Raw genomic sequence first — 23,552 nt, forward strand, 5'->3', positions numbered from 1 at the left:
ATTCTGTTTTGGTTGCCACGCATGGCCTTGGCGGCTGTCAGTTGTCCCGGTAAGCCGGGTCCTGCTGACGCAGCAGGTTCAGTCTGGCGATAGTGTCTTGCCGGTAAAACGCCTTCAGTTGTTCGTAGACTGCCGGGTAACTGTCGTGCAGCAGGTCGGGTGCGCTGAAGAAGTATTCGCTGGTCACGGCGAAAAACTCGGCAGGGTCTTCTGCGGCATAGGGATCGATGGCGGGCTCGGCGTCGGGGTTGTGGTCCAGTTGCCGGTTGAGATCATCGAACGCGCTTTGCATGACGCGAGCCCATTCGGTCACCTGCATGTCGCTGTGCAGCGGCGGCAGGCCATTGGCGTCGCCGTTGAGCATGTCGAGCTTGTGCGCCAGTTCATGGATCACCAGGTTGTAGCCATCCCAGTGGCCGCTGCTCAACACGCCCGGCCAGGCCAGAATCACCGGGCCCTGCAGCCAGGCTTCGCCGCTGTGTTCGCCGTCCCACTCGTGCTCCACGCCACTGGCATCGCGATGGCGCTGCGGGCTGACGAAGTCGTCGGGGTACAGCACGATCTCGTGAAAGCCCTGATACCAGTTCAGTTCGCCCAGATTCAGCAGAGGCAGTTGCGCCTGGGCGGCGAGAAACAATCGCTGCTCGTCATCCAGATCAACGCCCGGCAGTGCACTGAGGTGTTTGTCATTCAGAAACAGTACGCAGGCGTCACGCAATTGCGCATGCTGCCCGCTGCTCAGCCCATCAAGGATCGGCAGACGTCCACGCACCTTCTGCCACAGCTCGTCAGCAACCGGGTGTCTGGCGAGCGTGCGCTGCCTGCGCCAGTTGCTGAACGACCACATGATTCAGCGCGCGTCTGCCGGAGGCGCGCTACGGCTGCGAACCACACCAATGATCATCGGCACCAGCGACAGCAGGATGATTGCCAGCACCAGCAAGGTCAGGTTGTGCTTGATGAACGGCACGTTGCCGAAGAAGAAGCCCAGTGTCACCAGGCTGCCGACCCACAGCACTGAGCCCAATACGCTGAAACCCACGAAGCGCGGATAGGACATTCTGCCCACACCGGCCACGAATGGAGCAAACGTGCGGATGATCGGCAGGAAACGCGCGAGCGTTACGGTTTTGCCGCCGTGGCGCTCATAGAAGTCCTGGGTGCGCAGCAGGTAGTCGCGGCGGAAGATGCGCGATTTGGGGTTGCTGAACAGTTTTTCGCCCGCAGTGCGGCCAATGACGTAGTTGGTACTGTCGCCCAGAATCGCCGCCAGCATCAGCAGCCCGGCCAGCAGGACCGGGTCCATGCCGCCGCCGGCAGCCACGGCTCCGGCGATGAACAGCAGCGAGTCGCCTGGCAGGAAGGGCATGATCACCAGCCCGGTTTCGCAGAAAATCACTAGAAACAGAATCGCGTAGACCCACGTACCGTAGTTGGTCACCAACAGGTCAAGGTAGACGTCGAGATGCAGAATAAGGTCAAGCGGGTTGAAATCCATTAAGGCACCTGAGGCGAGAACCCTGTACGGGGTCGCATGCGGAAGAAACGACTGTTCAGTATGCGCGGCATTATAGAAGCAGAATGCGCAGAAGGGGTTTGGGAATAAACGCTGGGTTTTTGATGTGTGACGACTGGAGCAGTATGTTGCGCTGACGCGGCTTTGCTGCCGCGTGCTGGCGAGCGGGTGATCAGTCCTGGTTGATGGGCAGCACGTAGTTTTTGAACTGCGTGTCTTCCTTGAAACCGATGGACTCATAGACTTTTTGCGCCACCTCGTTATTGCTGCTGGTCGACACGCGCAGTCGCACCGCATGTGTTTCCTTGGCCATCTTCTTCGCCTGTTTCATCAAGTGATCGGCGACCAGTTGGCGGCGCGCGTCCTCGGCAACATAGATGTCGTTGAGAATCCATACCCGCTTGAGCGACAGCGATGAGTAGCTGGGATACAGCTGGCAGAAGCCCAGCAGTCTGCTCTCGTCATCCTTGGCCAGCGCCAGATAGATCACTGACTCGTCACGACGCAGACGTTTTTCGAGAAAGTCCCGCGAGGAGTCCGGGAACGGTGACTCACCGTAGAACTCGCGGTATTTGATGAACAATGGGCAGAGCAGGTCCAGGTGTTCGAGAGTTGCTTTGATGATCCGCATGGTTGGCCTCAACTTCCCTATGGGCTGATGCAGTGCGCCGGGATGATTACGCGATCCTGCCCGGCGACTTTAGAAAGCACAATCTAATGTGGTGCGGCCGGGCCGTCGAGCAGGAAATTGCCGATCGGCTTGTCTGAATGCTCGGCAGAGCCGTCTGAATCAAGGGTCTGCAGTTGCGCTTCGTCTTTAAGATTGACCCCCGAGATCTGCCGCCTGCAGGCCTCGCGCATCAGGTACAGCAGCCGATGGGCTGCCATGCCGTAGCTCAAGCCCTCCAGGCGCACGTTGGAAATACAGTTGCGGTGCGCATCATTCAGCCCGACCTTCGGCGCGTAGGTGAAATACAGCCCCAGACTGTCCGGAGAGCTGAGGCCAGGGCGCTCGCCGATAAGGATAACCACCATTTTCGCGCCGAGCAGTTCACCCACCTCGTCAGCCACGGCGACGCGGCCCTGCTCGACCATTATCACTGGCGACAGGGACCAGCCCTCGACGTTTGTCTGCTCCTCCAGGCGAGTGAGAAAAGGCACGGCATGTCGATGCACGGCCAGGGCTGACAGACCGTCGGCGACCACTACCGCCAGATCGAGGCCGCCCGGATGAGCCGCCGCGTACTCGCGCAGTGCCTGCGCAGACTCTTCATTCAGGCGTCGGCCCAGGTCCGGGCGTTGCAGGTAGCTGTCGCGGTCGGCAGCAGCGCTGTGCAGCAAAATGGTTTCACGACCTTTCTCGGTCAGTTGCGCGCTGATCGCGGCATGATCGAAGGCCAGATGCACGGCATCGCGCGCCTGGGCATGCGCCGCTTGAAAGTCGAGCTGCGCGGAGGTGGGCAGGCTGGTGCCGGTTCGCCCCAGCGCGATGCGTGCGGAGGTCAGGCGGCGTAGCTCCAGCCAGGGGTTGGCTGGTGCGGCGTTGTCTTGTATTTCGTTCATCGGCTGATCACTCATGCGAGGTGCGCCAGTGCCTGGCGGAACGCAGGCGGCAGGCTGTCACCGAAGCGGACGCGGCCGTCGGTCTGGGTAAAGATGCCCATTTTCGCCAGCCAGGCCTCGTATTCCGGTGCGGGACGCAGGCCCAGGCTTTGCCGGGCATACAGCGCATCGTGGAACGAGGTGGTTTGATAATTGAGCATGATGTCGTCCGAGCCGGGGATGCCCATGATGAAGTTGATCCCGGCAACTCCCAGCAGCGTCAGCAGGGTATCCATGTCGTCCTGATCGGCTTCTGCGTGGTTGGTGTAGCAGATGTCACAGCCCATCGGCACACCCAGCAGCTTGCCGCAGAAGTGATCCTCCAGACCGGCACGGATGATCTGCTTGCCGTTGTAGAGGTACTCGGGGCCGATGAAACCGACCACGGTGTTGACCAGAAACGGATTGAAATGCCGGGCGACGGCATAGGCACGGGTTTCGCAGGTCTGCTGGTCGACGCCGTGATGCGCGTTGGCCGACAGCGCGCTGCCTTGCCCGGTCTCGAAGTACATCAGGTTTTTCCCGAGAGTGCCGCGGTTCAGGCTCAGGCCCGCTTCGTAGCCTTCCTGCAACAGTTTGAGGCTGATGCCGAAGCTTGCGTTGGCGGCCTCGGTGCCGGTGATCGACTGGAACACCAGGTCCACCGGTACGCCACGGTTTATCACTTCGATGGACGTGGTGACGTGGGTCAGCACGCAGGATTGGGTCGGGATTTCATAGCGCTGGACGATGGCGTCGAGCATTTCCAGCAAGGCGACGATGGACGAGGTGCTGTCGGTCGCCGGGTTGATACCGATCATGGCATCGCCATTGCCGTACAGCAGGCCGTCAAGCACGCTGGCGGCAATGCCGGACGGGTCGTCGGTGGGATGATTGGGTTGCAGGCGTGTCGACAGCCGCCCGCGCAGGCCCATGGTGTTACGAAAGCGCGTCACCACCCGGATCTTCTGTGCCACCAGAACCAGGTCCTGCACGCGCATGATTTTCGACACGGCAGCGGCCATTTCCGGTGTCAGGCCGGGAGCCAAGGCGCGCAGGCTGGTTTCATCGGCCTGCTCGCTGAGCAACCAGTCACGAAAGCCGCCGACCGTCAGATGGCTGACCGGGGCAAACGCCAGTTTGTCGTGGGTATCGATGATCAGCCGGGTGACTTCGTCCTGTTCGTACGGGATCAGGGCTTCTTCAAGAAAGTGCTTGAGCGGAATATTCGCCAGCGTCATCTGCGCTGCAACGCGCTCGCCGTCGCTTTGCGCCGCAACCTCGGCCAGATAATCACCGGAGCGCGCGGGGCTGGCCTTGGCCATGACTTCTTTGAGGCTGTCGAAGCGGTACGTCTGCGCACCGACAGAATGGGAAAAGCTCGCCATACAGATTCTCCATGACGCCGCGCTGCTTGCGTCGGACGTAGTCTTTCGGGTGAACCGGTGACGTCCCGGTTCAAACGACTGTGGGAAGCGATGCAAGCAATTAATACTCCATCCCGGCCGGGAGTGCGAGTTTGCAACCATGAACAGAGGATTCAGAGCAAAGATGCATCACGCCAAGGCAGTATGCCAAGGCGCCATGCACAGGGTTGGTGCGCGATGCTTTTTGAGATGACTATTGTGCTGACACCGCGCATTTGAGATTGGACGCAGAGCGTCCAGAAAGGCATTCCCACGCGGAGCATGGGAACGATGAACATTCTGAGACGACTATCGTGCCGATGCTCCGCGTCGGCATGCAGTTCGTGACGCTCTGCGTCACAAGCTCGTGCTGACAGCGCGCATTCAGGATTGGACGCAGAGCGTCCAGAAAGGCATTCCCACGCGGAGCATGGGAACGATGAACATTTTGAGACGACTATCGTGCCGATGCTCCGCGTCGGCATGCAGTTCGTGACGCTCTGCGTCACAAGCTCGTACTGACAGCGCGCATTCAGGATTGGACGCAGAGCGTCCAGAAAGGCATTCCCACGCGGAACATGGGAACGATGAACATTTTGAGACGACTATCGTGCCGATGCTCCGCGTCGGCATGCAGTTCGTGACGCTCTGCGTCACAAGCTCGTGCTGCCAGCGCGCATTCAGGATTAGACGCAGAGCGTCCAGAAAGGCATTCCCACGCGGAGCATGGGAACGATGAACATTCTGAGACGACTATCGTGCCGATGCTCCGCGTCGGCATGCAGTTCGTGACGCTCTGCGTCACAAGCTCGTGCTGACCCCGCGGATTCGAGATCGGACGCAGAGCGTCCAGAACGGCGTTACCACGCTGGAGCGTGGTAACGATAGTCGGACAATCAACGGGACTAGAAAAAACCCAACGGGTTGGTGTCGTAGCTCACCAGCAGGTTTTTGGTCTGTTGATAGTGCTCAAGCGCGATTTTGTGGGTTTCGCGGCCGACGCCGGACTTCTTGTAGCCACCGAATGCGGCGTGGGCCGGGTACAGGTGGTAGCAGTTGGTCCAGACTCGCCCGGCCTTGATCGCCCGGCCCACACGGTAGGCGCGGTTGATGTCGCGGGTCCACAAGCCTGCGCCCAGACCGAACTCGGTGTCGTTGGCGATGGCCACAGCTTCTGCTTCGTCCTTGAAGGTGGTGACGCTTACCACCGGGCCGAAGATTTCTTCCTGGAACACACGCATCTTGTTGTTGCCTTTGAGCAGCGTCGGCTGGATGTAGTAGCCAGTGGACAGGCTGCCCTCAAGCTTCTCGACCTTGCCGCCGGTCAGCAGCTCGGCGCCTTCGCCCTTGGCGATGTCCAGATACGAAAGAATCTTGTCGAATTGTTGCTCGGATGCCTGAGCGCCGACCATGGTGTCAGTGTCCAGAGGGTCACCGCGCTTGATCTTCTCGACCTTGCGCATCACCGCTTCCATGAACTGTGGATAGATCGACTCCTGCACCAGCGCGCGGGACGGGCAAGTGCAGACTTCGCCCTGATTGAAGAACGCCAGCACCAGGCCTTCTGCAGCCTTGTCGATGAACTCAGGCTCGGCGCTCATGATGTCTTCGAAGAAGATGTTCGGCGACTTGCCGCCCAGCTCGACGGTGGACGGGATGATGTTGTCCGCCGCCAGTTTCATGATGTGCGAGCCGACCGGGGTCGAGCCGGTGAAAGCGATTTTGGCGATGCGCTTGCTGCTGGCCAGCGCTTCGCCTGCCTCGCGTCCATAACCCTGCACGATGTTCAGCACGCCAGGAGGCAGCAGGTCACCAATCAGTTCGATCAGTACGCTGATCCCCAGCGGGGTCTGTTCGGCTGGCTTGAGCACGATGCAGTTACCGGCAGCCAGCGCAGGGGCGAGCTTCCAGGCTGCCATCAGGAGCGGGAAGTTCCACGGGATGATCTGCCCGACCACGCCCAGCGGCTCATGAATGTGATAGGCCACGGTATTGCCGTCGATTTCGGCAGCGCTGCCTTCCTGCGCACGCAGCACGCCAGCGAAGTAGCGGAAGTGATCGGCGGCCAGCGGAATATCAGCGTTGAGGGTTTCGCGAATCGCCTTGCCGTTGTCCCAGGTTTCGGTGATGGCCAGGACTTCGAGATTGGCTTCAATACGATCGGCAATCTTCAGCAGCACCAGCGAGCGAGCCTGCACCGAGGTCGAGCCCCAGGCTGCAGCGGCTGCGTGCGCAGCGTCGAGGGCCTTTTCGATATCTTCGGCGGTGGAGCGCGGGAATTCGGCGATGGCCTTGCCGGTGACGGGCGAGGTGTTGGTGAAGTACTGGCCTTTGACCGGTGCGACGAACTCGCCGCCGATATAGTTACCGTAGCGTTCCTTGAAATTGACGATAGCGCCTTCGGTACCGGGATGAGCGTAACGCATGATATGTCTCCTGGTTCTTGTTGTGAGGGAGTCTGTGTCGATTCTGCTTTCGGGCATATGGCAATAAGCGTTCAAGAATAGGCCAATTGCATCCGGCCGTGGTTAGGACTTTAGGCTTATCTGCCGGTCATTGAAATGGCCTGTGCAGGCAATGCAGCGGACAAACTCAGGGTGCCATTTCACCGTCCCTACGTTAACCTGCGCAGATGTTCTGAGAGGTTGGTCATGCATATTCATATCCTTGGTATCTGCGGCACGTTCATGGGTTCTCTGGCGGTGCTCGCCAAAGAGTCGGGGCACCGGGTCACCGGCTCCGACGCCAACGTCTATCCGCCGATGAGCACCCAGCTGCAAGCCCAGGGCATCGAGCTGACCCAGGGTTACGATTCTGCGCAACTGGACCCCGCACCTGATCTGGTCGTGATCGGCAATGCGCTGTCGCGTGGCAACCCGGCGGTTGAATACGTCCTGAATAAAGGTTTGCCGTATGTGTCCGGCCCGCAATGGCTGGCCGACCATGTGCTGCAAGACCGCTGGGTATTGGCGGTGGCCGGTACGCACGGCAAGACCACCACCAGCAGCATGCTGGCCTGGGTGCTGGAACATGCCGGCATGAGCCCCGGCTTCCTGATCGGTGGCATCCCGCAGAACTTCGCCGTGTCGGCGCGTCTGGGTGACACTCCGTTCTTCGTGGTCGAGGCCGATGAATACGACAGTGCGTTTTTCGACAAGCGCTCCAAGTTCGTTCATTACCGCCCGCGCACTGCGATCCTCAATAACCTTGAGTTCGATCATGCCGACATCTTCCCGGATCTGCCCGCCATAGAACGCCAGTTTCACCATCTGGTGCGTACCATTCCGAGTGAAGGCCTGGTGATCCATCCGACCACCGAGCCTGCGTTGTCGCGGGTCATCGAAATGGGATGCTGGACGCCGGTGCAAAACACTGGCGAAGGCGGTCAGTGGCAGGCTCGACTGTTGAGTGAAGACGGTTCGCGTTTTGAAGTGTTGTTCGAGGGCCAGCTTCAAGGTTGCGTCGAGTGGGACATGACCGGTCAGCACAACGTGGCCAATGCCTTGGCAACGCTGGCGGCTGCTCGCCACGTGGGCGTTGTGCCTTCGCTGGGCGTGCAGGCACTCAGCGCCTTCAAGAGCGTCAAGCGGCGCATGGAAAAGGTCGCCGAAGTGCGCGGCATCACTATTTATGATGACTTCGCTCACCACCCGACGGCCATTGCCACCACGCTGGATGGCCTGCGCAAGAAAATCGGTGATGCGCCGATCATTGCCGTCATCGAACCGCGTTCCAATTCCATGAAGCTTGGCGCGCACCGCGATGGTCTGCCGGAAAGCGTGAGTCAGGCAGATCAGGTGGTCTGGTATGCCCCGCCCAATCTTGGCTGGGACCTGGCGGCTACGGTCGCAGGAGGCAGCGTACCCTCGACGGTATGTGATTCGCTTGAAGCAATCATCGCGCGAGTCCATAGCCAGGCGCAGCCCGGCACGCATATCGTCATCATGAGCAACGGCGGCTTTGGCGGCCTGCACGGCAAACTGGCCGAGGCGCTGAAATGAGCGGCCCGGAGCGCGTTACGGTTGCGATGACCGGCGCTTCTGGCGCGCAATATGGCCTGCGCTTGCTGGATTGTCTGGTGCGTGAGGACCGGGAGGTGCACTTCCTGATCTCCAAGGCCGCGCAGTTGGTAATGGCCACCGAGACCGACGTACGCCTGCCACCCAAACCGATGATGATGCAGGCGTTTCTGACGGAATACACCGGCGCGTCTGCCGGGCAGATTCGCGTTTATGGTCGTGACGACTGGATGTCGCCAGTGGCGTCAGGTTCTGGTTCGCCCAGCGCAATGGTGGTGGTGCCATGCTCCACCGGTTCGCTGTCGGCAATTGCTACCGGGGCCTGCAACAATTTGATCGAACGCGCTGCCGACGTCACGCTCAAGGAGCGTCGCCAGTTGATTCTGGTGCCCCGCGAGGCTCCGTTTTCCAGTATTCATCTGGAGAACATGCTTAAGCTGTCGAACATGGGTGCGGTGATTCTGCCCGCATCTCCGGGCTTTTATCATCAGCCGCAGACCATCGACGACCTGGTGGACTTTGTCGTCGCGCGGATTCTCAATCTGCTGAATATTCCTCAGGACATGCTGCCGCGTTGGGGCGAGCACCACATTGGCGGCGATGAATAAGCTGATATTGATATCACTTGCGCTGGCACTGACCGGCTGCGCCACCGCGCGCACGCTCGATGCGGCCAAACCCGGCGCGCCGGTGGTGTATGCAGGCACGCGGTTGAATATGTATGCGCTGCAGGGTGGTTGCTGTGCGGCTGACCGTTTCGGTGCCGAAGCACCGAGCTATCCGGGCCTGGACCTGCCGGGCAGCGCGCTGCTCGACACCTTGTTGCTGCCGCTGTCATTGCTGACGGCAGCGGGACTAGGGGTTCAGGCTACGGGCGGGCTTTAGGGTTACCGGTGCAACACCTGCGCTATCAGGTAATGCTCCCTTGGGGGACGCAGAGCGTCACGAATTGCATTCCCACGCGGAGCATGGGAACGATCATGCGATGGGCTGGGAAACGATCATCGTCCGGCCGCAGCGACCGTCATCTACTTGCCCAGCTTGCGCAGTTCATCCGACTCTACGATGCGCTCGCCATTCTGCTCTTCCAGCGCCAGGCGCCACATGGCGCGGGCCAGCTGGCAGGCTTCGATAGCGCCATACTTACCGGGGATCAGTTTGGCGATGGGGGCTGCCAGTTGCTCGACCCAGCGGGTTTCGGTGCGGCTACCTACCAGCAATGAAGGGCGGGCGATGGTCAGTTGCGGCCAGTCCTGCGCGCGCAATGCCTGTTCCATCTCGCCTTTGATACGGTTGTAGAAGGTGCTGGACTTGGGGTCTGCACCAATCGCACTGATTACCAGCAAGTGGCGCGCGCCCAGCTCACGCGCTCGTTTGGCGAACGCTGTGACCAGATCCAGATCAACCGCCTTGAACCCATCCTGTGAGCCCGCTTGCTTGATCGTGGTGCCCAGGCAGCAGAACGCGATATCCACACGGCCAGCCAGTGTTGGCAGCAGAGTGGTCAGCTCGCCGACCGGGTTTTCAAGGTGCGGGTGTTCTGCCAAGGGCCTGCGCGTTGGTGCCAGCACGCGGCTGACTGTCGGTTCGTTGAGCAGGCGGTCAAGCAAGTGCTCGCCCGTCAGGCCGGTGGCCCCTGCAAGCAGGATGTGTTGCGGCGTCAGATACATAACCGTTCTCCCTTCATACACTGATAGCCTAGTGGCTAGTCGAGGTCTTCGCTTCCGTGCGGTTCAACGCCGTATTCAAAGCGCGTTCGGCCTGGCTTTTGCGCAACTGCTGCCAGCGCGCCAGAACTCCTTTCGGTGCCCATATCTGCGGTTCGGAGGCGTCGAAATTGTCTTCGCTCTCTCGTTGGGCAACATAGGCTTTTGCTTCGTTGAAAGCGTGTTGCAGGTCATCGGTTTCGACCAATGCCCTGGCGAATAGTGCATCGCCAAAGTAAGTGAAGTCAGCCTCTTCCGAGCAGCCGAATGAAACGCGGTCGGCGCGTGATGCGGTCATGATCAACGTGCGTTCATCTTTCAGGTCTGGAATGAAACCACCGGAATAACACGCCGAAATCACCACGATCTTGTCACGATTCTTCAGCGGCGCAAGGGCGGCCGCGAGTGCATCCGCGGGCAGGTCGGCCAGCGACAGGCGCGGCTGGTCCAGCACCAGTTCATGTTCCTGGGTGCCGTGGCTGGTCAGGTAAATGAAGATCAGGTCTTCCGGGCCGGTACGTTGCGCGAGTGTCTGGACTGCGCGGGAGATGGTCTCGCGGGTTGCCATTGGCCGGTCATCCATGTGGTCGCGATGATTGACCAGACTGACCTGCCCGACGGCTCCAAAGCGCGACTTCAGCAGGTTGCTGACATAGTCTGCCTCGCGCATGAACACGCTCTGCTTGCCGTCGCCGCCCACGACCAGAGTGTAAAGCTCGGTGGCGGGCGTTGACGCAGGGACTGCGGCAAGCGCTTTTTCCAGCAGGGTGCCTTGTACCAGCAGCCCTGCTTCAAGCGCGTCAGGCAGCAGTTTGCCTTTGGCGTCGCGCACCCGTTGGCCATTGGCCCAGATACCGCGCTGCTCCTTGCCGTCCGGGGAGATCAGCACGCCATCGCCCTGATAGGTGTCATCGGCGAACTGGCCGACATAGCGGCTGCCGTCGGCCAGTTGCAGCTGGCCTTGCCCCATAAAGCGCCAGTTGTCGAAGTCGCCTTGATAACGGCTGCCGTCAGCACCGATCAATTCGCCTTTGCCGGTCAGCGCGCCTTCCTTGAAATCACCGCTCCAGACGTCGCCGTCGCTATTTTCATAGCGACCTTTGCCATCGAGCTGGCTGTTGCGAAAGTTGCCGACGTATTGATCGCCATCAGCGCTGGTGAAGCTGCCGGTGCCCTGCAATTGACCGTCGACAAAATTACCGCTGTATTGATTGCCGCTGGCGTCACTGCGCGAACCTTCGCCGTTGGCCTTGCCATTGGCGAACATGCCCTGGTGCTGGCTGCCGTCTTCAAGCTCCAGACGTCCGGGGCCGTCGTACAGGCCTGCCTTGAACTGACCGCGATAAAGCACGCCCTTGTCTTTCTGAGTGCCTTCGCCGTCGCGCAGCCCGAGCTTGAAGTTACCGACATAACTCGCGCCACTGCGGGTCGTTAATCGGCCCTGACCGTTGAACAGGCCTTGCTCGAAACCACCCTTGTAGACGTCGCCGTTGCTGGCGTGCCATTCACCCTGGCCTTGGCGCAGGCCGTTTTCGAACTGGCCTGCGTACCAGCTGCCGTTGGGGTAGTCGATACGGCCCTGGCCCTGCAATACGCCGTTGACCAGATCGCCGCGATAGCGCCCGCCGTCGGAGAGGCGGCCGTCGGGTGGCAAAATTGATTCGCCATCACCGCAGCCTGCGATCAAGAGTGTCAAAGCCAATGGAGCGAGCGCGCGCATGTGAGATCCCGGAAGAATGATTCAGGGGCGGGCCCGGCTCTGCTTGAGCAGATGTTATGGGGCACGACCGCAGGGGAGTATGCCGCAGCGAGTAAGCGGGATGAAACAGTCTGTTACGACTGTTTCATGTTTTAAACGTGTTACACGAAACACAGGGTTAAAGGTTCGGCCACAAAAGCGGGTTTTTCCTGACCTTCGATCTCCAGCGTGGCGATTGCCTTGAGCAGCCATTGGCCGGGTTTTTTCTCGGTCACTTCAGTCAACTGGACCTTGAGACGCACGCGAGAGTTGACCAGCACTGGCTGAACGAAGCGCACGCTGTCCATCCCGTAGTTGACCGCCATCTTCAAGCCTTCGGGCAGCACCATGATGCCCTCCATCAGCTTGGGGATCAGTGACAACGACAGGAAACCATGCGCAATAGTCGCGCCGAACGGAGTCTGCGCCGCTTTGACCGGGTCGACATGAATGAACTGAAAATCCCCTGTGGCTTCGGCGAACAGGTTGATGCGCTCCTGGTCGATGGTCAGCCAGTCTGAACATTCTGCGTCCTTGCCAATGTAATGCTTGAGCTCTGTGACGGGTACAGAAGGCATGCCGCTCTCCTTGTCTGATGTGGTTTGTGTCGAGGTGCCACCGCCCGCATCAGCTAACGCCTGCGGGCGAATCACAAGATCAGCAGAGTGTTGCCTGTTGGTCAAGCAACTGCCTCAATACGAATACCCGCTCATGACCTGCGACGCGGCGTGTTTATAATGACGCCGATAATTCGCTGGATTCGTTTATTTGCCGGGGTCCTCATGTTGTTACGGGGTTTGACATGGCTGGTGCTGTTCCAATTGCTGGGAACCGCGCTGAACCATCTGTTTCTATCGATATTGCCGGGGCCGATCATCGGTCTTGTGCTGTTGATGGCCTATCTGGTGCTGCGCGGTGAAGTGAGCGAGCCGATCAGCATGGCCGCCAGCAGTCTGCTGCGTTATCTGCCGTTGCTGCTGGTACCGCCTGCCGTTGGCGTGATGGTGTATGCGTCGGCCATCGCCAAGGACTTCTGGGCGATCTTCGGTACGCTGACCCTGTCGTTGATGATTTCCGTGACTTTTGTCGGCTGGCTGATGCAGGCACTCATCAGGCGCCAGGCCCGACGCCAGGAGGGGTCATGAATATGGACTGGCACGGTGCATGGCTATCGGTGATTCACCATCCGCTTTTTGGCATCGCGATCACCCTGGGTGCCTATCAACTGGCGATGGCTGTGTACGAGCGAACCCGTTGGCTGTTTCTGCAGCCGGTGCTGGTCTCGATGGTGGTGGTAATCAGTGTTGTGCTGTTCTGCGATCTTGAATACACCGAGTACCGCAAGAGCACTGAAATTCTCAGCACGCTGCTGGGGCCTGCGACCGTGGCGCTGGCGGTGCCGCTTTACCTGAATATGCGCCGAATCCGACAGCTGTTCTGGCCTGTCTTGACTACGCTGGTAGTCGGCGGGGTTTTTGCCACCGGGTTGTGTGTCGGGTTCGGGGTGCTGTTCGGTGCCGACCATATGATTCTGATGACCATGGCACCCAAGTCGGTCACCTCGCCCATCGCCATGCTGGTTGCCGAGCAGATCGGCGGCGTCGCAGCCCTGGCGGCGGTTTTTGTGTTGATTACTGGCGTATTCGGTGCCATTTTCGGCCCCGGTCTGCTGTCGCTGGCCGGGGTTGATAACCCTGCGGCTCGCGGCATGGCACTGGGTCTTACCGCTCATGCGGTGGGGACTTCCGTGGCATTGCAGGAGGGAGAGGAATCGGGGGCTTTTGCTGCGTTGGCAATGAGTCTGATGGGCGTTGCGACGGCACTGTTCCTGCCGCTGGCAATGTCGCTGGCCATTTAAAGGAGGCTTTTCCATGACGTTGCCATTGTTTCCGTTGAACGCTGTGCTGTTTCCAGGTTGCGTGCTTGATCTGCAGTTGTTTGAAGCGCGCTATCTGGACATGATCGGCCGCTGCATGAAGCAGGGTGAAGGGTTTGGTGTGGTGTGCATCACCGAAGGAAGTGAGGTGGGCACCGTGCCGGGCGGCTACTCGCCGATTGGCTGCGAAGCACTGGTCACGGATTTCCAGCAGCAGGACAACGGCTTGCTGGGCATCCGTGTCGTCGGTGGGCGGCGCTTCCGGGTGGTCGCCGCTGAAGTTCAGCGCGATCAACTGCTGGTGGCTGAGGTTGAATGGCTGCAAGAGCCCGTGGAGCGTCCGTTGCAGGAAGAAGACGCCGACCTCGTTGCACTGCTGGAAGCGCTGGCCGAGCACCCGATGGTGGCGTCCTTGAACATGGGCGTGTCGGCCGGTGGGCAGTATTCATTGTCCAACCAGCTTGCCTATCTGCTGCCGTTCACCGAAAAGGACAAAGTGGAGCTTCTGGAAATCGACGACCCCGAAGAACGCCTCGACGCGATTCAGGAGCTACTCGATGAAATGCAGGGCGATTTGCAGGCCTGAGCCTCGATCGCGCTGCTCATTGCGCAACACGTCAGGCGAGGTTAGCGCGGCGGATATTGCTCCAGAATTTTTGCCACCGTGGTGCGGATGGCCTGCTCCCGCTCAGCCGGGCTGCCAGCGTTGTCGTTAAGGATGCGCTCGGTGCTGCCGCGCCAGACCAGTTTGCCGTCCTTACCGTCGAACATATCAATCTGCAAGGTGCCGACCTTGTAGTCCACGCTGCGGGTTTCGGTGTTCATCGGCCCGTTCCAGTAGCCGTAGCCACCCCAAGGGTTCCAGCCGCCGCCATAGTTGGTGCTGACCGTTTGCTGGCGGTTTTCGACAATCAGCCAGGCCTGTACTTTCAAATCCGACCGGGCACCGGTAGTGGCCATACGCAGGCCGCGCTGGTCCAGTTGCTCGCTGATCGATTGGCGAATGCGTTGCTCGGTCAGGTCACTTTTGAGCCGTGGGTCATCATCCGGCTGATACTGAACGGCAGGTTCTTTCCAGCTCCAGTTGCGATAGCCGCCGAAATCACGCTGGGCATCGAAATCGCGATTGATCGAATTGCTCTGACAGGCAGCCAGCAGCAAGGCACAGGACAGCAGGACGATACGGCGAAACATGGCAGTGCTCCGAATGGGTTACGAAGGAGGGTAGGCCGTCAGCGCCTGTTGCACGGCCTGACGTAATGCGCTGCTGCGGTCTGCCAGGTTATTGCTGACGCGTGCATCTGCGCTGGCGCTCCATACCGGTTGACCGGTGCGTGCGTCGATCAGATTGATCTGCACCACCATCACGTTTTCCTTATAAGTGCGCACCACCGGCACGCTGGCGTATCCGCCATAACCGGGCCGGTAGCCATCGTAGCGGCCATAGCCCATGCCGCCTCCGTAATATGGATCGTAATCTTCGCGCACCTGACGCAACCGGGTTTCCTGCCGGGTCGTGGCGCTGACGTAGAGGTCCGCAGCTTGATTACCGCGAGCCGGCCGCAAGCCGCGTTGGTCCAGACCATTGCTGACCGCTTCGACCACCTGCGCAGAATCCACCCACGCCGTACCGGGCGGCAACTGGCCGTTGAGCCAGCCCCACGACCGATACCGGCCATAGTCGCGCGGCGGCGCAGGGTAGGCGCTCATGTCCAGGGTCTTTGCCGCCTGCGCAGGAGCAGGCGGCATGGGCAGAGAACTGGCCACATACGGATTATCGCTCTGGCACGCGCTAATCCCGAGCAGGCCAGTCCCCAGAAGCACGGCAAACAAGGCAGAACGGTGTTTCATGGTGGTCTCCGCAGTGATGTCAGACCGGACGGCACATCCAGTGCAGGTAACGGCCCAGCCCGGCAAAGGCTGGATGACGCCGATGCGCCAGTTCCATTTCCAGCAGATCCGTCAGCTCGGCCCGAGCCTGGAATTCAACCGGCATGTAATCGTGAAACACCCGTACGCCGCTACGGGTTTCGACTTGCCACAGGCCTTCAAGTTGCGTCGCCAGTTCCCGAGGGTCGAGCGGTTGTTGTGGCGTCAGGCTCTGCTTTTCCCCGGCCATGTCATTTTTGCGCAGCTTGCGGAAATGACCTTTCAGCAGGTTGCGATAGATCAGCGCATCACGGTTGTAAAAAGCCAGTGACAGCCAGCCATCGTCGCGGGTCAGGCGGCGCAGTACCGGAAGGATGGCGTGCGGCTCGGCCAGCCATTCCAGCACGGCGTGGCACAGCACCAGATCGTAAGTGTCGCTCAGTAAACCGGGCAGCGCCTGCCAAGGAGCCTGAATGAAGGTCGCCGTCTGTCCGGCCTCGACAAAGCGCTGACGTGCGCCTTCGAGCATGGGTTCGGCGGGCTCGGCCAGGGTCACTTCATGTCCTTGTTCGGCCAGCCAAAGTGACATGTGGCCCAGCCCCGCGCCGATATCCAGCACGCGAAGCGGTCGTGCGGGCAGCGTCTCGGTCAAATCGGCCTGCAGCACCGCCAGACGAATGGCTCCCTTGGCACCGCCGTAGATCTTTTCTGCAAAGCGGGTCGCCAGCTGGTCGAAATGCCGATCACTCACTTGGCAAATCTCCGCTCGCTGTCTGCCAGCTTGTTGCGCACCACGGTTTCCATGTCCAGCCCCAGCTCGCTGCACAGCAACAACAGATAAAGAACGATATCGCCGACTTCCTGACCGGCATGTTCCAGTTGGTCGGCAGGCAGCTCGCGGGACTGGTCTTCACGCAGCCACTGGAATATCTCCACCAGCTCGGCCATTTCCACGCTGGCAGCCATGGCCAGATTTTTCGGGCTGTGAAATTGCTTCCAGTCATTCTGGTCGCGGATGCGGTGCAGGCGTTGGGTCAACTCGTCGATGTTCATCGTGCTCTCCTGAAGGTGCATAGCTTCAGGGGGAACGGGTCGCCAGGCAAGTGGGCGTTGCGGTTTGTTCAGCCATTGAAGGGAGCGGTGCTCCCGTCAGAGGGTTTTATCAGGGATGCATCACTCGGTTGCAGGCTGCCAGCTACCGATCATATGCACGATGCCCTCCTGGCCTTCGACACGGAACTGACCATGAGAGCCAGCGGCGCTGGCCGAGAGTGTGACGTCGGCGGGCAGGCGTACCGGCTTCTGGAACTGCACGCTGATCTCGACATTCGAGGCTGGCAAGTGCTCGCCAAGGGCCGCGAGCGTACGTGCCTTGAGCCACATGCCGTGGGCGATGGCACGCGGGAAGCCGAACAGCTTGGCGCTGGGTGCGCTGAGGTGAATCGGGTTGTAGTCGCCCGACACCTTGGCGTACTCGCGCCCGATTTGTGCCGACGCACGCCAGTTGTCCAGCTCGATCAGGGGCAGCGGCGCAAGCTCGGGATGCTCTACAGGCGCGTCTTCCAGATGCACAGCGGTGCACAGCATGGTGCTTTCTTCTTCCCAAAGCAGGCCCATGCCGTCCTCGGCCTGAGTCACCAGGGTGAAGGTGGCGCCTTTGGCGTGCGGGCGCAGGTCGGTGGCCTGAACGCTGATATACAGCTGGCTTACGCCGCCGAGCGGGCGATGAGTGCGAATGCGATTGGCAAGGTGAATAAGCCCCAGCAACGGAAACGGGAATTCCTGAGAGGTCATCAGCTGCATTTGTAACGGAAAGGCCAGCACATGCGGATACGTCGGCGGCAGCAGGCTGCTTTCTTCGAATCCACAGACCTTGCGGTAGGCATCAAGCTTGTCGGTATCGACCGCGATCCAGCTTCGCAATCCCAGATCGGGTAACTGCGACCCTGTGACCTTGCGCCTGAGCGCTGCCTGGATGAACAGGTTGGACAGGGGCTGCAGAGAATTGAGGTAGCGCCAGTGAGCCGTCATCATCCATCTCCTTGAATTCGATGCTGAGGCTTATGCCCCGATCACGTTTTGACCACATACACGTAGAACCTGACCGCTCACCGCGCCGCTGCCCGGCTGGCTAAACCACGCCACAGCTTCGGCAACATCCTGTGGCGAACCGCCCTGACCGAGCGAACTCATGCGCCGTCCTGCCTCACGCAGGGTGAACGGCATGTGCGCGGTCATTTTCGTTTCGATGAAGCCCGGTGCGACGGCGTTGATACTGATGCCGCGTGACCTGAGCCCGGGGGCCATCGCCTTGGCAAAACCGATCAGACCGGCCTTGCTGGTGGTGTAGTTGGTTTGCCCGCGATTACCGGCAATGCCGCTGATCGAAGCCATGAGCACAATCCGCGCGTTGTCCTTCAGCGCACCGGCGTCGAGAAGCACCTGAGTCAGCACTTGCGGAGCGTTGAGGTTGACCGCCAGTACCGAGTCCCAGAAGTCCTCCGGCATGTTGACCAGCGTCTTGTCACGCGTGATGCCGGCGTTGTGCACCAGTATGTCGACGCCGTCCGGCAGGTGTTCAAGCAACTGGGCCGGAGCATCCGCCGCGCATATATCCAGCGCCAGCGCCTGGCCGCCGAGCCGTGAGGCCAGTGCTTCCAGTTCGTTTTTGGTCTGTGGCACGTCCAGCAGGATGACCTGCGCGCCATCACGGGTCAGGGTCTCGGCAATCGACGCACCGATGCCGCGCGCCGCGCCCGTCACCACAGCCTTGCGTCCGGCCAGCGGGCGAGTCCAGTCCTGCACTTTGCCCGGACAGGCGCTCAGGTGGACAAACTGACCGGAGATGAACGCAGCCTTGGGCGTCAGGAAGAAGCGCAAGGCGCCCTCCAGTTGATCCTGCGCGTCGTCATCCACTTGCAGCAGCTTGACCGTTGCGCCGTTGCGCACTTCCTTGGCCAGCGAGCGGCTGAAACCTACGATTGCCTGTTGAGTGCTGGCCGCCAGCGGATCAGCGAGTGTTTCGGGGGATTTGCCTAGGATGACCACATGTGCGCAGTGGTCAAGATTGCGCAGCAGCGGCTGAAAGAAGTCCCGCAACTGCCTGAGCTGCTCGGTGCGCAGAATCTGGCTGGCGTCGAACACCACCGCTTTCAGGCGAGGCCCCTGGTTGGACACCCAGGTGGTGGCACCAGGCATGTCACTGCCGAAACTGTAAAGCGAGTCGGTCAGACGACTGGCGAACTGACGGACCTGATCACCCAGCGGCCCGGCACTGATCAGCAGTGTGCCTTCTACAGGACGAAGCCGGCCGGCCTGCCAGCGCTCCAGGTGCGTGGGGGCGGGCAGACCGACGGCATTCACCAAGCGCCGACCCATGTCGGAATTGGCGAAATCAATATAGCGATCTGACGGCATGGAACACTCTCCTGAAGTCGGGGTTCAAAGGAATGGACCACGGTGGCATGACGTTTGTTCTTGCGATCGACACGGCTCATCCATTCGCTTGAAGAAAGGGAGTTTTCCATGACGCATCCTCGTCGGGTCGCCATCGTTGGCGGTAACCGCATTCCGTTCGCCCGCTCCAATGGTCCTTACGCCACTGCCAGCAATCAGGACATGCTCACTGCCGCTCTGGAGGGGCTGATCGAGCGCTTCAATCTGCACGGGTTGCGCATGGGCGAGGTAGTGACAGGCGCGGTGCTCAAGCACTCCAGAGACTTCAACCTGACCCGCGAATGCGTGCTCGGCTCGCGACTGTCGGCGCAGACCCCGGCGTATGACATTCAGCAAGCCTGCGGCACGGGGCTGGAAGCCGCGTTGCTGGTGGCCAACAAAATCGCGCTGGGGCAGATCGAGTGCGGCATTGCCGGGGGCGTGGACACCACGTCGGATGCGCCGATAGGTGTCAATGAAGGGCTGCGCAAGATTCTGTTAAAGGTCAACCGCGGCAAGACGCCGGGCGACAAGATCAAGGCCCTGATGCAGTTGCGTCCGCATCACCTCAAACCGGAGCTGCCCCGTAACGGCGAGCCACGTACGCGGTTGTCGATGGGGCAGCATTGCGAGCTGATGGCGCAGAACTGGGGCATAGAGCGCGGGGCGCAGGATCAACTGGCGCTCGAGAGCCATCTGAAAATGGCCGCAGCCTACGCCGAGGGCTGGCAGGATGACTTGATAACGCCGTACCTTGGGCTGATCCGTGACAACAACCTGCGCCCGGACCTGACCCTCGAAAAGCTGGCTGGCCTCAAGCCCGCATTCGAGCGAAGTGCCAAGGACACGCTGTCGGCCGGCAACTCGACGCCGCTGACCGACGGCGCGTCGGTGGTGTTGCTGGCCAGTGAAGAGTGGGCTCGCGAGCGTGGCCTGCCGGTGCTGGCCTACTGGCGGGATGGCGAGGCCGCGGCGGTGGATTTCGTCAACGGCGCAGAAGGGCTGCTGATGGCCCCGGCCTACGCCGTTCCGCGCCTGCTGGCGCGCAATGGCCTGACCCTTCAGGATTTTGATTACTACGAAATCCACGAAGCCTTTGCCGCGCAGGTGCTGTGCACGCTCAAAGCCTGGGAGGACGCTGATTACTGCCAGACCCGTCTGGGACTGGACGCGCCATTGGGTGCTATTGACCGCAGCAAACTGAACGTCAAAGGCAGCTCGCTGGCAGCCGGGCATCCGTTTGCCGCAACCGGAGGCCGCATCGTCGCCAACCTGGCCAAACTGCTCGATGCAGCAGGCAGCGGGCGTGGATTGATTTCGATCTGCGCAGCTGGCGGGCAGGGCGTGACGGCGATTCTGGAGCGTTAGGCAAATGGCTGGGGTCATGGGCATAATCCACAGCTGAAAAGGACGGTACGTCTGAAGAGATATGACGCGGAGCGTCATGAACGGCATGCCAACGCGGAGCATTGGCACGATAAGTATTCTTCTGGACACCTCTCGTTCCTCACGCTCCAGCGTGGGAATGCATTTCGTGACGCTCCGCGTCACACCCGTGCGCGGGATGAACAGTCAGGATTATTGGCCTGTAACGTTGAGGTAAGGCATGGGGTTCATCATTGGGGTATCGGTGCTTCTGCTTCTGATCGGCACGGTGCTCTATCTGTTCGACAAAGGCGCGCGGACCCGCTGGCTGAGGCCCTATATCGGCCTGGCGCTGATTGGGTTGCTGATCGGCGGGATGGGCTTGCTGGTGGGGCTGGTTTCCGATGAAATCGAAAGCTATTTCCTGCTGGTTGCCAAATGGGTGATCGCTGTGACCGGTATCATGTTTTGCCTGCGGCTGATCATACTGATCGCCAGGCGCTTCATCGTCAGAAATTGAGCGTGCAACCCGCCCATGTGTGACAGGACAACGTGGAAAATCACTTCAAATTTCTGACCTTGCCCAAGACATCGGGCGAGGTCGCCAACGTCTTCATTCACGGCTATTCGTCAGGGCATGATCTGGACGACCGGCGCATGCTGGCCAACAGTATTCCTGGTGCCTTGCGCCAAAGCGTGAATATTCTGGCGTTCTGGCCATCCAGCCATTTTACCCAGATGGACAACCGTTCCCGTGGCCTGTTGATGGCCGCCGCCCGAGTGCATCCGCTGGCGGGCGCAGCCGCGCTGGCAGGAGACCGCGTCGTTCATTTTGCGCGTATCCGCAACCGGGCTCGCGATATGGGCAAAGTGTTGTTGGCACAACTGGACCGTTACCTGTTCGAACATCATCCGGACGTAAAACAGGTCAACCTGATTGGCCACTCACTGGGCGGACGACTACTGGTCAGCGCGCTCAAGAACCTGCAACAGACGCCCGAACACGGGCTGGTGGTGGGCGATGTGTTGCTGATGGCGGCTGCGGTGCGCATTGAAGCGGCCGAGGCCGAAGTGTTGAAGCAGAAAATCAGCGGGCGATTGATCAACGCTTACTCCAGCGAAGACCACGTGCTTTTGCTGAATCTGGGCGAGAAGAGCCTGGGACGCACGCCGGTCGAGCATTTCGAGAATGTGCGGATGCAGGGTTATCGCCATCACCATTACTGGAGACGCTTGCAGGAAGTGCTGATTGCAACTCGCTTCAGCGGCTGTGAAGGACTGGAAACCGGCGTTGCCGTTTTACCGACGGTCAGCCGCGACCCGGTGTTGCAGGACATCTGGCTGCACAGCGTTCTGGCCCGCTCGCCGGACTACGTGCTGGAGGCGGCCATCAAGCATTTGTGCAGCAGTCGATGGACGCGCCTCAAGGCCACCGAAGCGGATCGCACCTACGCATTTGTGCGCGAATTCCAGCTGGTCGCCGGACACTTTCTGATCAATGCCGCCCGGCGTCGAGGCGTGCCCTACACGCGAGTGCTGGGCATGCTGGCGCGGCAATACGGCCTGAGCGATTCGCTGCACAACTGTGCGACGGTGGTTGAAGTGGAGGAACTGCTGCTGCGGACGTTTTTCCGGCAGGCGTTCAGCAACGATCACCCGCTGGTACAAATGCCTCGCGCCAGTGTCAGCGCGATGAGCTGGGAAGTGTATGCGGCACATATCGACGCACTGGCCGAGCGTTTGACCGTTGCTGCATTCTTCAAGCCTGCGCAGGCCGAGAAAGCTCCCGGCACGATCAAAGGGTTGCTGGGCGCAATTCGCCAGGCGCCGGTGCAGCGCCTGCTGACGCACTTTGGCACGGCGCTCAGGCCGGGTTATTCAGCGTTGATCCCGACAGTGGCAATCGTCTTTTACGCGCGCGTCACGCTGGGCGATGACGCGCTGATGTAACAGTGGTCAGGCGGCCTGGGCTTCTTCCAGCGCGGCCTGCGAAAGCTGCTGGCGATGACGACTGGCGTAGCTCTCGGCGATGATCGAACAGACGATCAACTGCATCGGGTGGTAGATCATGATCGGCAACAGGATCAGGCCCAGCCCCGGATTACTGCCGAAGATCAGCGCTGCCATCGGCGCCCCTGCTGCAAGCGATTTCTTGGTGGCGCAGAACACCGCCGCGACCTTATCGGCATGATCGAACTTGAGCGCCCGTGCGGTGCGCGTGGTCATCAACAGGATCACCGCCAGCAGCAGCGCGGTGCCGATGAATGCGGTCAGGATCACGCTGTTGCCCTGGCTCTGCCACATGCCGGAAATCATCGAGTTGCAGAACGCCGCGTAAACCAGCAGGAGGATCACCAGCTTGTCGATCAGGTTGGTGTACTTCTTGTGACGGGCGAAAAACTTGCCCAGCAACGGCCGCATTAGCTGGCCAAGCACCAGTGGCAGCAGGAGCATGGCGCACAGGTCGAGCAGTGTATCGCCCAGATCGATCCCGCCAGCGCCGGTGCCGACCACCAGGCTGACCAGCCACGGGGTGATGAAAATCCCGATGACGCTGGACATGCTGGCGTTGAGAATCGCTGCCGGGACATTGCCGCCTGCGCTGCCGGTCAGCGCCACCGAAGACGAAATGGTCGAGGGCAGGGCGCACAGGTAGAGAAAACCCAGCATCAGCAGCGCCGGCACATACGAGCCCAGCAGCTTTTGGCACGCCAGCCAGATCAGCGGGAACACCACGAAGGTGAAGACCTGGATCATCACGTGCAGGCGCCAGTTGGTCAGGCCTTTCTTGATCTGCTCGCTGGACAGGTTGACCCCATGCAGAAAGAACACCACGAACACGCCGACCTTGATGACGTATTCAGCGTGCATGCTGCCGCCGGTAGCGCCGAAACGCGGGAAGAAGTAGGCGAGCACCGTCGCCAGAACCATGCCCCAGAGGAACCAGTCGGTAGCGACGCGTTTGAAGTGTTTGAGTGATTGCATGCGGGGTCCGTAGAACGTTTGTACACAGAGATGCGTGCAGGCTACTCTGTTGCGCT

At 60.4% G+C, this 23,552-nt stretch carries 25 protein-coding genes; 9 read left to right on the forward strand and 16 right to left on the reverse strand.

Annotated elements, in window-relative coordinates:
* Nucleotides 1-37: 37 nt before the first annotated feature.
* From RYC18_RS19815 to RYC18_RS19840, 6 genes are all read right to left on the reverse strand, one after another.
* Nucleotides 38-847 carry a zinc-dependent peptidase gene (locus tag RYC18_RS19815; RefSeq protein ID WP_044295533.1) on the reverse strand — a complete coding sequence of 270 codons (810 nt, stop codon included), beginning with the start codon at nucleotides 845-847 and terminating at the stop codon, nucleotides 38-40.
* Between the two features lie 3 nt (nucleotides 848-850).
* On the reverse strand, nucleotides 851-1,498 hold the full coding sequence (locus tag RYC18_RS19820) for a DedA family protein (protein WP_011169678.1): 648 nt from the start codon (nucleotides 1,496-1,498) through the stop codon (nucleotides 851-853).
* 190 nt (nucleotides 1,499-1,688) lie between these two features.
* Nucleotides 1,689-2,147 (reverse strand): GNAT family N-acetyltransferase, encoded by a 459-nt coding sequence (locus tag RYC18_RS19825; protein ID WP_002551873.1) that lies wholly within the window; start codon nucleotides 2,145-2,147, stop codon nucleotides 1,689-1,691.
* Between the two features lie 83 nt (nucleotides 2,148-2,230).
* Nucleotides 2,231-3,094 (reverse strand): ethanolamine ammonia-lyase subunit EutC, encoded by an 864-nt coding sequence (gene eutC / locus RYC18_RS19830; protein ID WP_316886634.1) that lies wholly within the window; start codon nucleotides 3,092-3,094, stop codon nucleotides 2,231-2,233.
* Nucleotides 3,091-4,485, reverse strand: coding sequence for an ethanolamine ammonia-lyase subunit EutB (locus tag RYC18_RS19835; RefSeq protein WP_316886635.1), 1,395 nt, complete (start codon nucleotides 4,483-4,485; stop codon nucleotides 3,091-3,093). The genes eutC and RYC18_RS19835 overlap by 4 nt, the downstream gene beginning before the upstream one ends.
* A 923-nt stretch (nucleotides 4,486-5,408) precedes the next feature.
* Nucleotides 5,409-6,929 (reverse strand): aldehyde dehydrogenase family protein, encoded by a 1,521-nt coding sequence (locus RYC18_RS19840; RefSeq protein WP_004666377.1) that lies wholly within the window; start codon nucleotides 6,927-6,929, stop codon nucleotides 5,409-5,411.
* A gap of 225 nt (nucleotides 6,930-7,154) precedes the next feature.
* Here RYC18_RS19840 and mpl point away from each other — a divergent pair, with 225 nt between their 5' ends.
* Genes mpl through RYC18_RS19855 form a run of 3 tightly spaced genes read left to right on the forward strand, consistent with a single transcriptional unit; the run spans nucleotide 7,155 to nucleotide 9,407 of the window.
* Nucleotides 7,155-8,504, forward strand: coding sequence for a UDP-N-acetylmuramate:L-alanyl-gamma-D-glutamyl-meso-diaminopimelate ligase (gene mpl / locus RYC18_RS19845; RefSeq protein ID WP_316886636.1), 1,350 nt, complete (start codon nucleotides 7,155-7,157; stop codon nucleotides 8,502-8,504).
* Entirely contained in the window at nucleotides 8,501-9,130 is a 630-nt protein-coding gene (gene ubiX / locus RYC18_RS19850) for a flavin prenyltransferase UbiX (RefSeq protein ID WP_002555552.1), read from the forward strand. Before mpl ends, ubiX begins: the two co-directional genes overlap by 4 nt.
* The gene (locus tag RYC18_RS19855) at nucleotides 9,123-9,407 is read left to right on the forward strand and encodes a YceK/YidQ family lipoprotein (RefSeq protein WP_002555551.1); all 285 of its coding nucleotides are present in this window, start codon (nucleotides 9,123-9,125) and stop codon (nucleotides 9,405-9,407) included. The genes ubiX and RYC18_RS19855 overlap by 8 nt, the downstream gene beginning before the upstream one ends.
* A gap of 143 nt (nucleotides 9,408-9,550) precedes the next feature.
* On the opposite strand, the gene RYC18_RS19860 is transcribed toward RYC18_RS19855, so the two are convergent.
* The 3 genes from RYC18_RS19860 to RYC18_RS19870 form a co-directional block, all read right to left on the reverse strand.
* Nucleotides 9,551-10,192: an oxidoreductase gene (locus RYC18_RS19860; protein ID WP_005752835.1), complete on the reverse strand. Its 642-nt coding sequence runs from the start codon at nucleotides 10,190-10,192 to the stop codon at nucleotides 9,551-9,553.
* A 28-nt stretch (nucleotides 10,193-10,220) separates the two neighbouring features.
* Nucleotides 10,221-11,948: a C13 family peptidase gene (locus RYC18_RS19865; protein ID WP_316886637.1), complete on the reverse strand. Its 1,728-nt coding sequence runs from the start codon at nucleotides 11,946-11,948 to the stop codon at nucleotides 10,221-10,223.
* 140 nt (nucleotides 11,949-12,088) lie between these two features.
* A complete protein-coding gene (locus tag RYC18_RS19870) occupies nucleotides 12,089-12,544 on the reverse strand; it encodes a MaoC family dehydratase (protein ID WP_002555548.1) in 456 nt (151 codons plus the stop codon).
* A gap of 204 nt (nucleotides 12,545-12,748) precedes the next feature.
* Between RYC18_RS19870 and RYC18_RS19875 the strand changes: the two genes are divergently transcribed.
* The 3 genes from RYC18_RS19875 to RYC18_RS19885 are packed head-to-tail and all read left to right on the forward strand — an operon-like array spanning nucleotide 12,749 to nucleotide 14,428.
* Entirely contained in the window at nucleotides 12,749-13,111 is a 363-nt protein-coding gene (locus RYC18_RS19875; protein WP_004659394.1) for a CidA/LrgA family protein, read from the forward strand.
* The gene (locus RYC18_RS19880) at nucleotides 13,108-13,824 is read left to right on the forward strand and encodes an LrgB family protein (RefSeq protein WP_002555546.1); all 717 of its coding nucleotides are present in this window, start codon (nucleotides 13,108-13,110) and stop codon (nucleotides 13,822-13,824) included. The genes RYC18_RS19875 and RYC18_RS19880 overlap by 4 nt, the downstream gene beginning before the upstream one ends.
* Before the next feature lie 13 nt (nucleotides 13,825-13,837).
* Nucleotides 13,838-14,428 (forward strand): LON peptidase substrate-binding domain-containing protein, encoded by a 591-nt coding sequence (locus RYC18_RS19885; RefSeq protein WP_004666370.1) that lies wholly within the window; start codon nucleotides 13,838-13,840, stop codon nucleotides 14,426-14,428.
* Between the two features lie 41 nt (nucleotides 14,429-14,469).
* Here RYC18_RS19885 and RYC18_RS19890 read toward each other — a convergent pair whose 3' ends face one another.
* The 6 genes from RYC18_RS19890 to RYC18_RS19915 form a co-directional block, all read right to left on the reverse strand.
* Nucleotides 14,470-15,036 (reverse strand): DUF4136 domain-containing protein, encoded by a 567-nt coding sequence (locus RYC18_RS19890; protein ID WP_005742940.1) that lies wholly within the window; start codon nucleotides 15,034-15,036, stop codon nucleotides 14,470-14,472.
* A gap of 18 nt (nucleotides 15,037-15,054) precedes the next feature.
* A complete protein-coding gene (locus RYC18_RS19895) occupies nucleotides 15,055-15,693 on the reverse strand; it encodes a DUF4136 domain-containing protein (protein ID WP_316886638.1) in 639 nt (212 codons plus the stop codon).
* A 19-nt stretch (nucleotides 15,694-15,712) separates the two neighbouring features.
* Nucleotides 15,713-16,462: a methyltransferase domain-containing protein gene (locus tag RYC18_RS19900; RefSeq protein WP_316886639.1), complete on the reverse strand. Its 750-nt coding sequence runs from the start codon at nucleotides 16,460-16,462 to the stop codon at nucleotides 15,713-15,715.
* Nucleotides 16,459-16,764, reverse strand: a complete 306-nt coding sequence (locus RYC18_RS19905; RefSeq protein ID WP_004659381.1) for a MazG-like family protein — start codon at nucleotides 16,762-16,764, stop codon at nucleotides 16,459-16,461. The genes RYC18_RS19900 and RYC18_RS19905 overlap by 4 nt, the downstream gene beginning before the upstream one ends.
* A 120-nt stretch (nucleotides 16,765-16,884) precedes the next feature.
* Nucleotides 16,885-17,742 (reverse strand): MaoC family dehydratase, encoded by an 858-nt coding sequence (locus tag RYC18_RS19910; protein ID WP_005731172.1) that lies wholly within the window; start codon nucleotides 17,740-17,742, stop codon nucleotides 16,885-16,887.
* Between the two features lie 30 nt (nucleotides 17,743-17,772).
* Nucleotides 17,773-19,128, reverse strand: coding sequence for a 3-oxoacyl-ACP reductase (locus tag RYC18_RS19915; RefSeq protein ID WP_005742938.1), 1,356 nt, complete (start codon nucleotides 19,126-19,128; stop codon nucleotides 17,773-17,775).
* Between the two features lie 108 nt (nucleotides 19,129-19,236).
* Between RYC18_RS19915 and RYC18_RS19920 the strand changes: the two genes are divergently transcribed.
* The 3 genes from RYC18_RS19920 (at nucleotide 19,237) to RYC18_RS19930 (ending at nucleotide 22,461) form a co-directional block, all read left to right on the forward strand.
* Complete coding sequence (locus RYC18_RS19920; RefSeq protein WP_005742937.1) at nucleotides 19,237-20,514, forward strand: acetyl-CoA C-acetyltransferase; 1,278 nt, start codon at nucleotides 19,237-19,239, stop codon at nucleotides 20,512-20,514.
* A 238-nt stretch (nucleotides 20,515-20,752) separates the two neighbouring features.
* A complete protein-coding gene (locus RYC18_RS19925) occupies nucleotides 20,753-21,031 on the forward strand; it encodes a hypothetical protein (RefSeq protein WP_316886640.1) in 279 nt (92 codons plus the stop codon).
* 32 nt (nucleotides 21,032-21,063) lie between these two features.
* Nucleotides 21,064-22,461, forward strand: a complete 1,398-nt coding sequence (locus tag RYC18_RS19930; RefSeq protein ID WP_219170878.1) for a DUF726 domain-containing protein — start codon at nucleotides 21,064-21,066, stop codon at nucleotides 22,459-22,461.
* A 6-nt stretch (nucleotides 22,462-22,467) separates the two neighbouring features.
* Here RYC18_RS19930 and RYC18_RS19935 read toward each other — a convergent pair whose 3' ends face one another.
* The gene (locus RYC18_RS19935; protein ID WP_057402417.1) at nucleotides 22,468-23,496 is read right to left on the reverse strand and encodes a bile acid:sodium symporter family protein; all 1,029 of its coding nucleotides are present in this window, start codon (nucleotides 23,494-23,496) and stop codon (nucleotides 22,468-22,470) included.
* Between the last annotated feature and the right edge of the window lie 56 nt (nucleotides 23,497-23,552).

The sequence above is a fragment of the Pseudomonas syringae group sp. 247E2 genome (assembly GCF_032587795.1).
GTDB classification, from domain to species: domain Bacteria; phylum Pseudomonadota; class Gammaproteobacteria; order Pseudomonadales; family Pseudomonadaceae; genus Aquipseudomonas; species Aquipseudomonas amygdali.

Bases quoted from the DNA above. Each gene is read 5' to 3' on its own strand.
- RYC18_RS19875 (WP_004659394.1), top strand. From the start codon at position 12,749: ATGTTGTTACGGGGTTTGACATGGCTGGTGCTGTTCCAATTGCTGGGA.
- RYC18_RS19920 (WP_005742937.1), top strand. From the start codon at position 19,237: ATGACGCATCCTCGTCGGGTCGCCATCGTTGGCGGTAACCGCATTCCG.
- RYC18_RS19910 (WP_005731172.1), bottom strand. From the start codon at position 17,742: ATGACGGCTCACTGGCGCTACCTCAATTCTCTGCAGCCCCTGTCCAAC.
- RYC18_RS19855 (WP_002555551.1), top strand. From the start codon at position 9,123: ATGAATAAGCTGATATTGATATCACTTGCGCTGGCACTGACCGGCTGC.
- eutC (WP_316886634.1), bottom strand. From the start codon at position 3,094: ATGAGTGATCAGCCGATGAACGAAATACAAGACAACGCCGCACCAGCC.
- RYC18_RS19870 (WP_002555548.1), bottom strand. From the start codon at position 12,544: ATGCCTTCTGTACCCGTCACAGAGCTCAAGCATTACATTGGCAAGGAC.
- mpl (WP_316886636.1), top strand. From the start codon at position 7,155: ATGCATATTCATATCCTTGGTATCTGCGGCACGTTCATGGGTTCTCTG.
- RYC18_RS19905 (WP_004659381.1), bottom strand. From the start codon at position 16,764: ATGAACATCGACGAGTTGACCCAACGCCTGCACCGCATCCGCGACCAG.
- RYC18_RS19825 (WP_002551873.1), bottom strand. From the start codon at position 2,147: ATGCGGATCATCAAAGCAACTCTCGAACACCTGGACCTGCTCTGCCCA.
- RYC18_RS19835 (WP_316886635.1), bottom strand. From the start codon at position 4,485: ATGGCGAGCTTTTCCCATTCTGTCGGTGCGCAGACGTACCGCTTCGAC.
- ubiX (WP_002555552.1), top strand. From the start codon at position 8,501: ATGAGCGGCCCGGAGCGCGTTACGGTTGCGATGACCGGCGCTTCTGGC.
- RYC18_RS19895 (WP_316886638.1), bottom strand. From the start codon at position 15,693: ATGAAACACCGTTCTGCCTTGTTTGCCGTGCTTCTGGGGACTGGCCTG.
- RYC18_RS19815 (WP_044295533.1), bottom strand. From the start codon at position 847: ATGTGGTCGTTCAGCAACTGGCGCAGGCAGCGCACGCTCGCCAGACAC.
- RYC18_RS19885 (WP_004666370.1), top strand. From the start codon at position 13,838: ATGACGTTGCCATTGTTTCCGTTGAACGCTGTGCTGTTTCCAGGTTGC.
- RYC18_RS19860 (WP_005752835.1), bottom strand. From the start codon at position 10,192: ATGTATCTGACGCCGCAACACATCCTGCTTGCAGGGGCCACCGGCCTG.
- RYC18_RS19890 (WP_005742940.1), bottom strand. From the start codon at position 15,036: ATGTTTCGCCGTATCGTCCTGCTGTCCTGTGCCTTGCTGCTGGCTGCC.
- RYC18_RS19820 (WP_011169678.1), bottom strand. From the start codon at position 1,498: ATGGATTTCAACCCGCTTGACCTTATTCTGCATCTCGACGTCTACCTT.
- RYC18_RS19865 (WP_316886637.1), bottom strand. From the start codon at position 11,948: ATGCGCGCGCTCGCTCCATTGGCTTTGACACTCTTGATCGCAGGCTGC.
- RYC18_RS19935 (WP_057402417.1), bottom strand. From the start codon at position 23,496: ATGCAATCACTCAAACACTTCAAACGCGTCGCTACCGACTGGTTCCTC.
- RYC18_RS19925 (WP_316886640.1), top strand. From the start codon at position 20,753: ATGGGGTTCATCATTGGGGTATCGGTGCTTCTGCTTCTGATCGGCACG.
- RYC18_RS19915 (WP_005742938.1), bottom strand. From the start codon at position 19,128: ATGCCGTCAGATCGCTATATTGATTTCGCCAATTCCGACATGGGTCGG.
- RYC18_RS19880 (WP_002555546.1), top strand. From the start codon at position 13,108: ATGAATATGGACTGGCACGGTGCATGGCTATCGGTGATTCACCATCCG.
- RYC18_RS19840 (WP_004666377.1), bottom strand. From the start codon at position 6,929: ATGCGTTACGCTCATCCCGGTACCGAAGGCGCTATCGTCAATTTCAAG.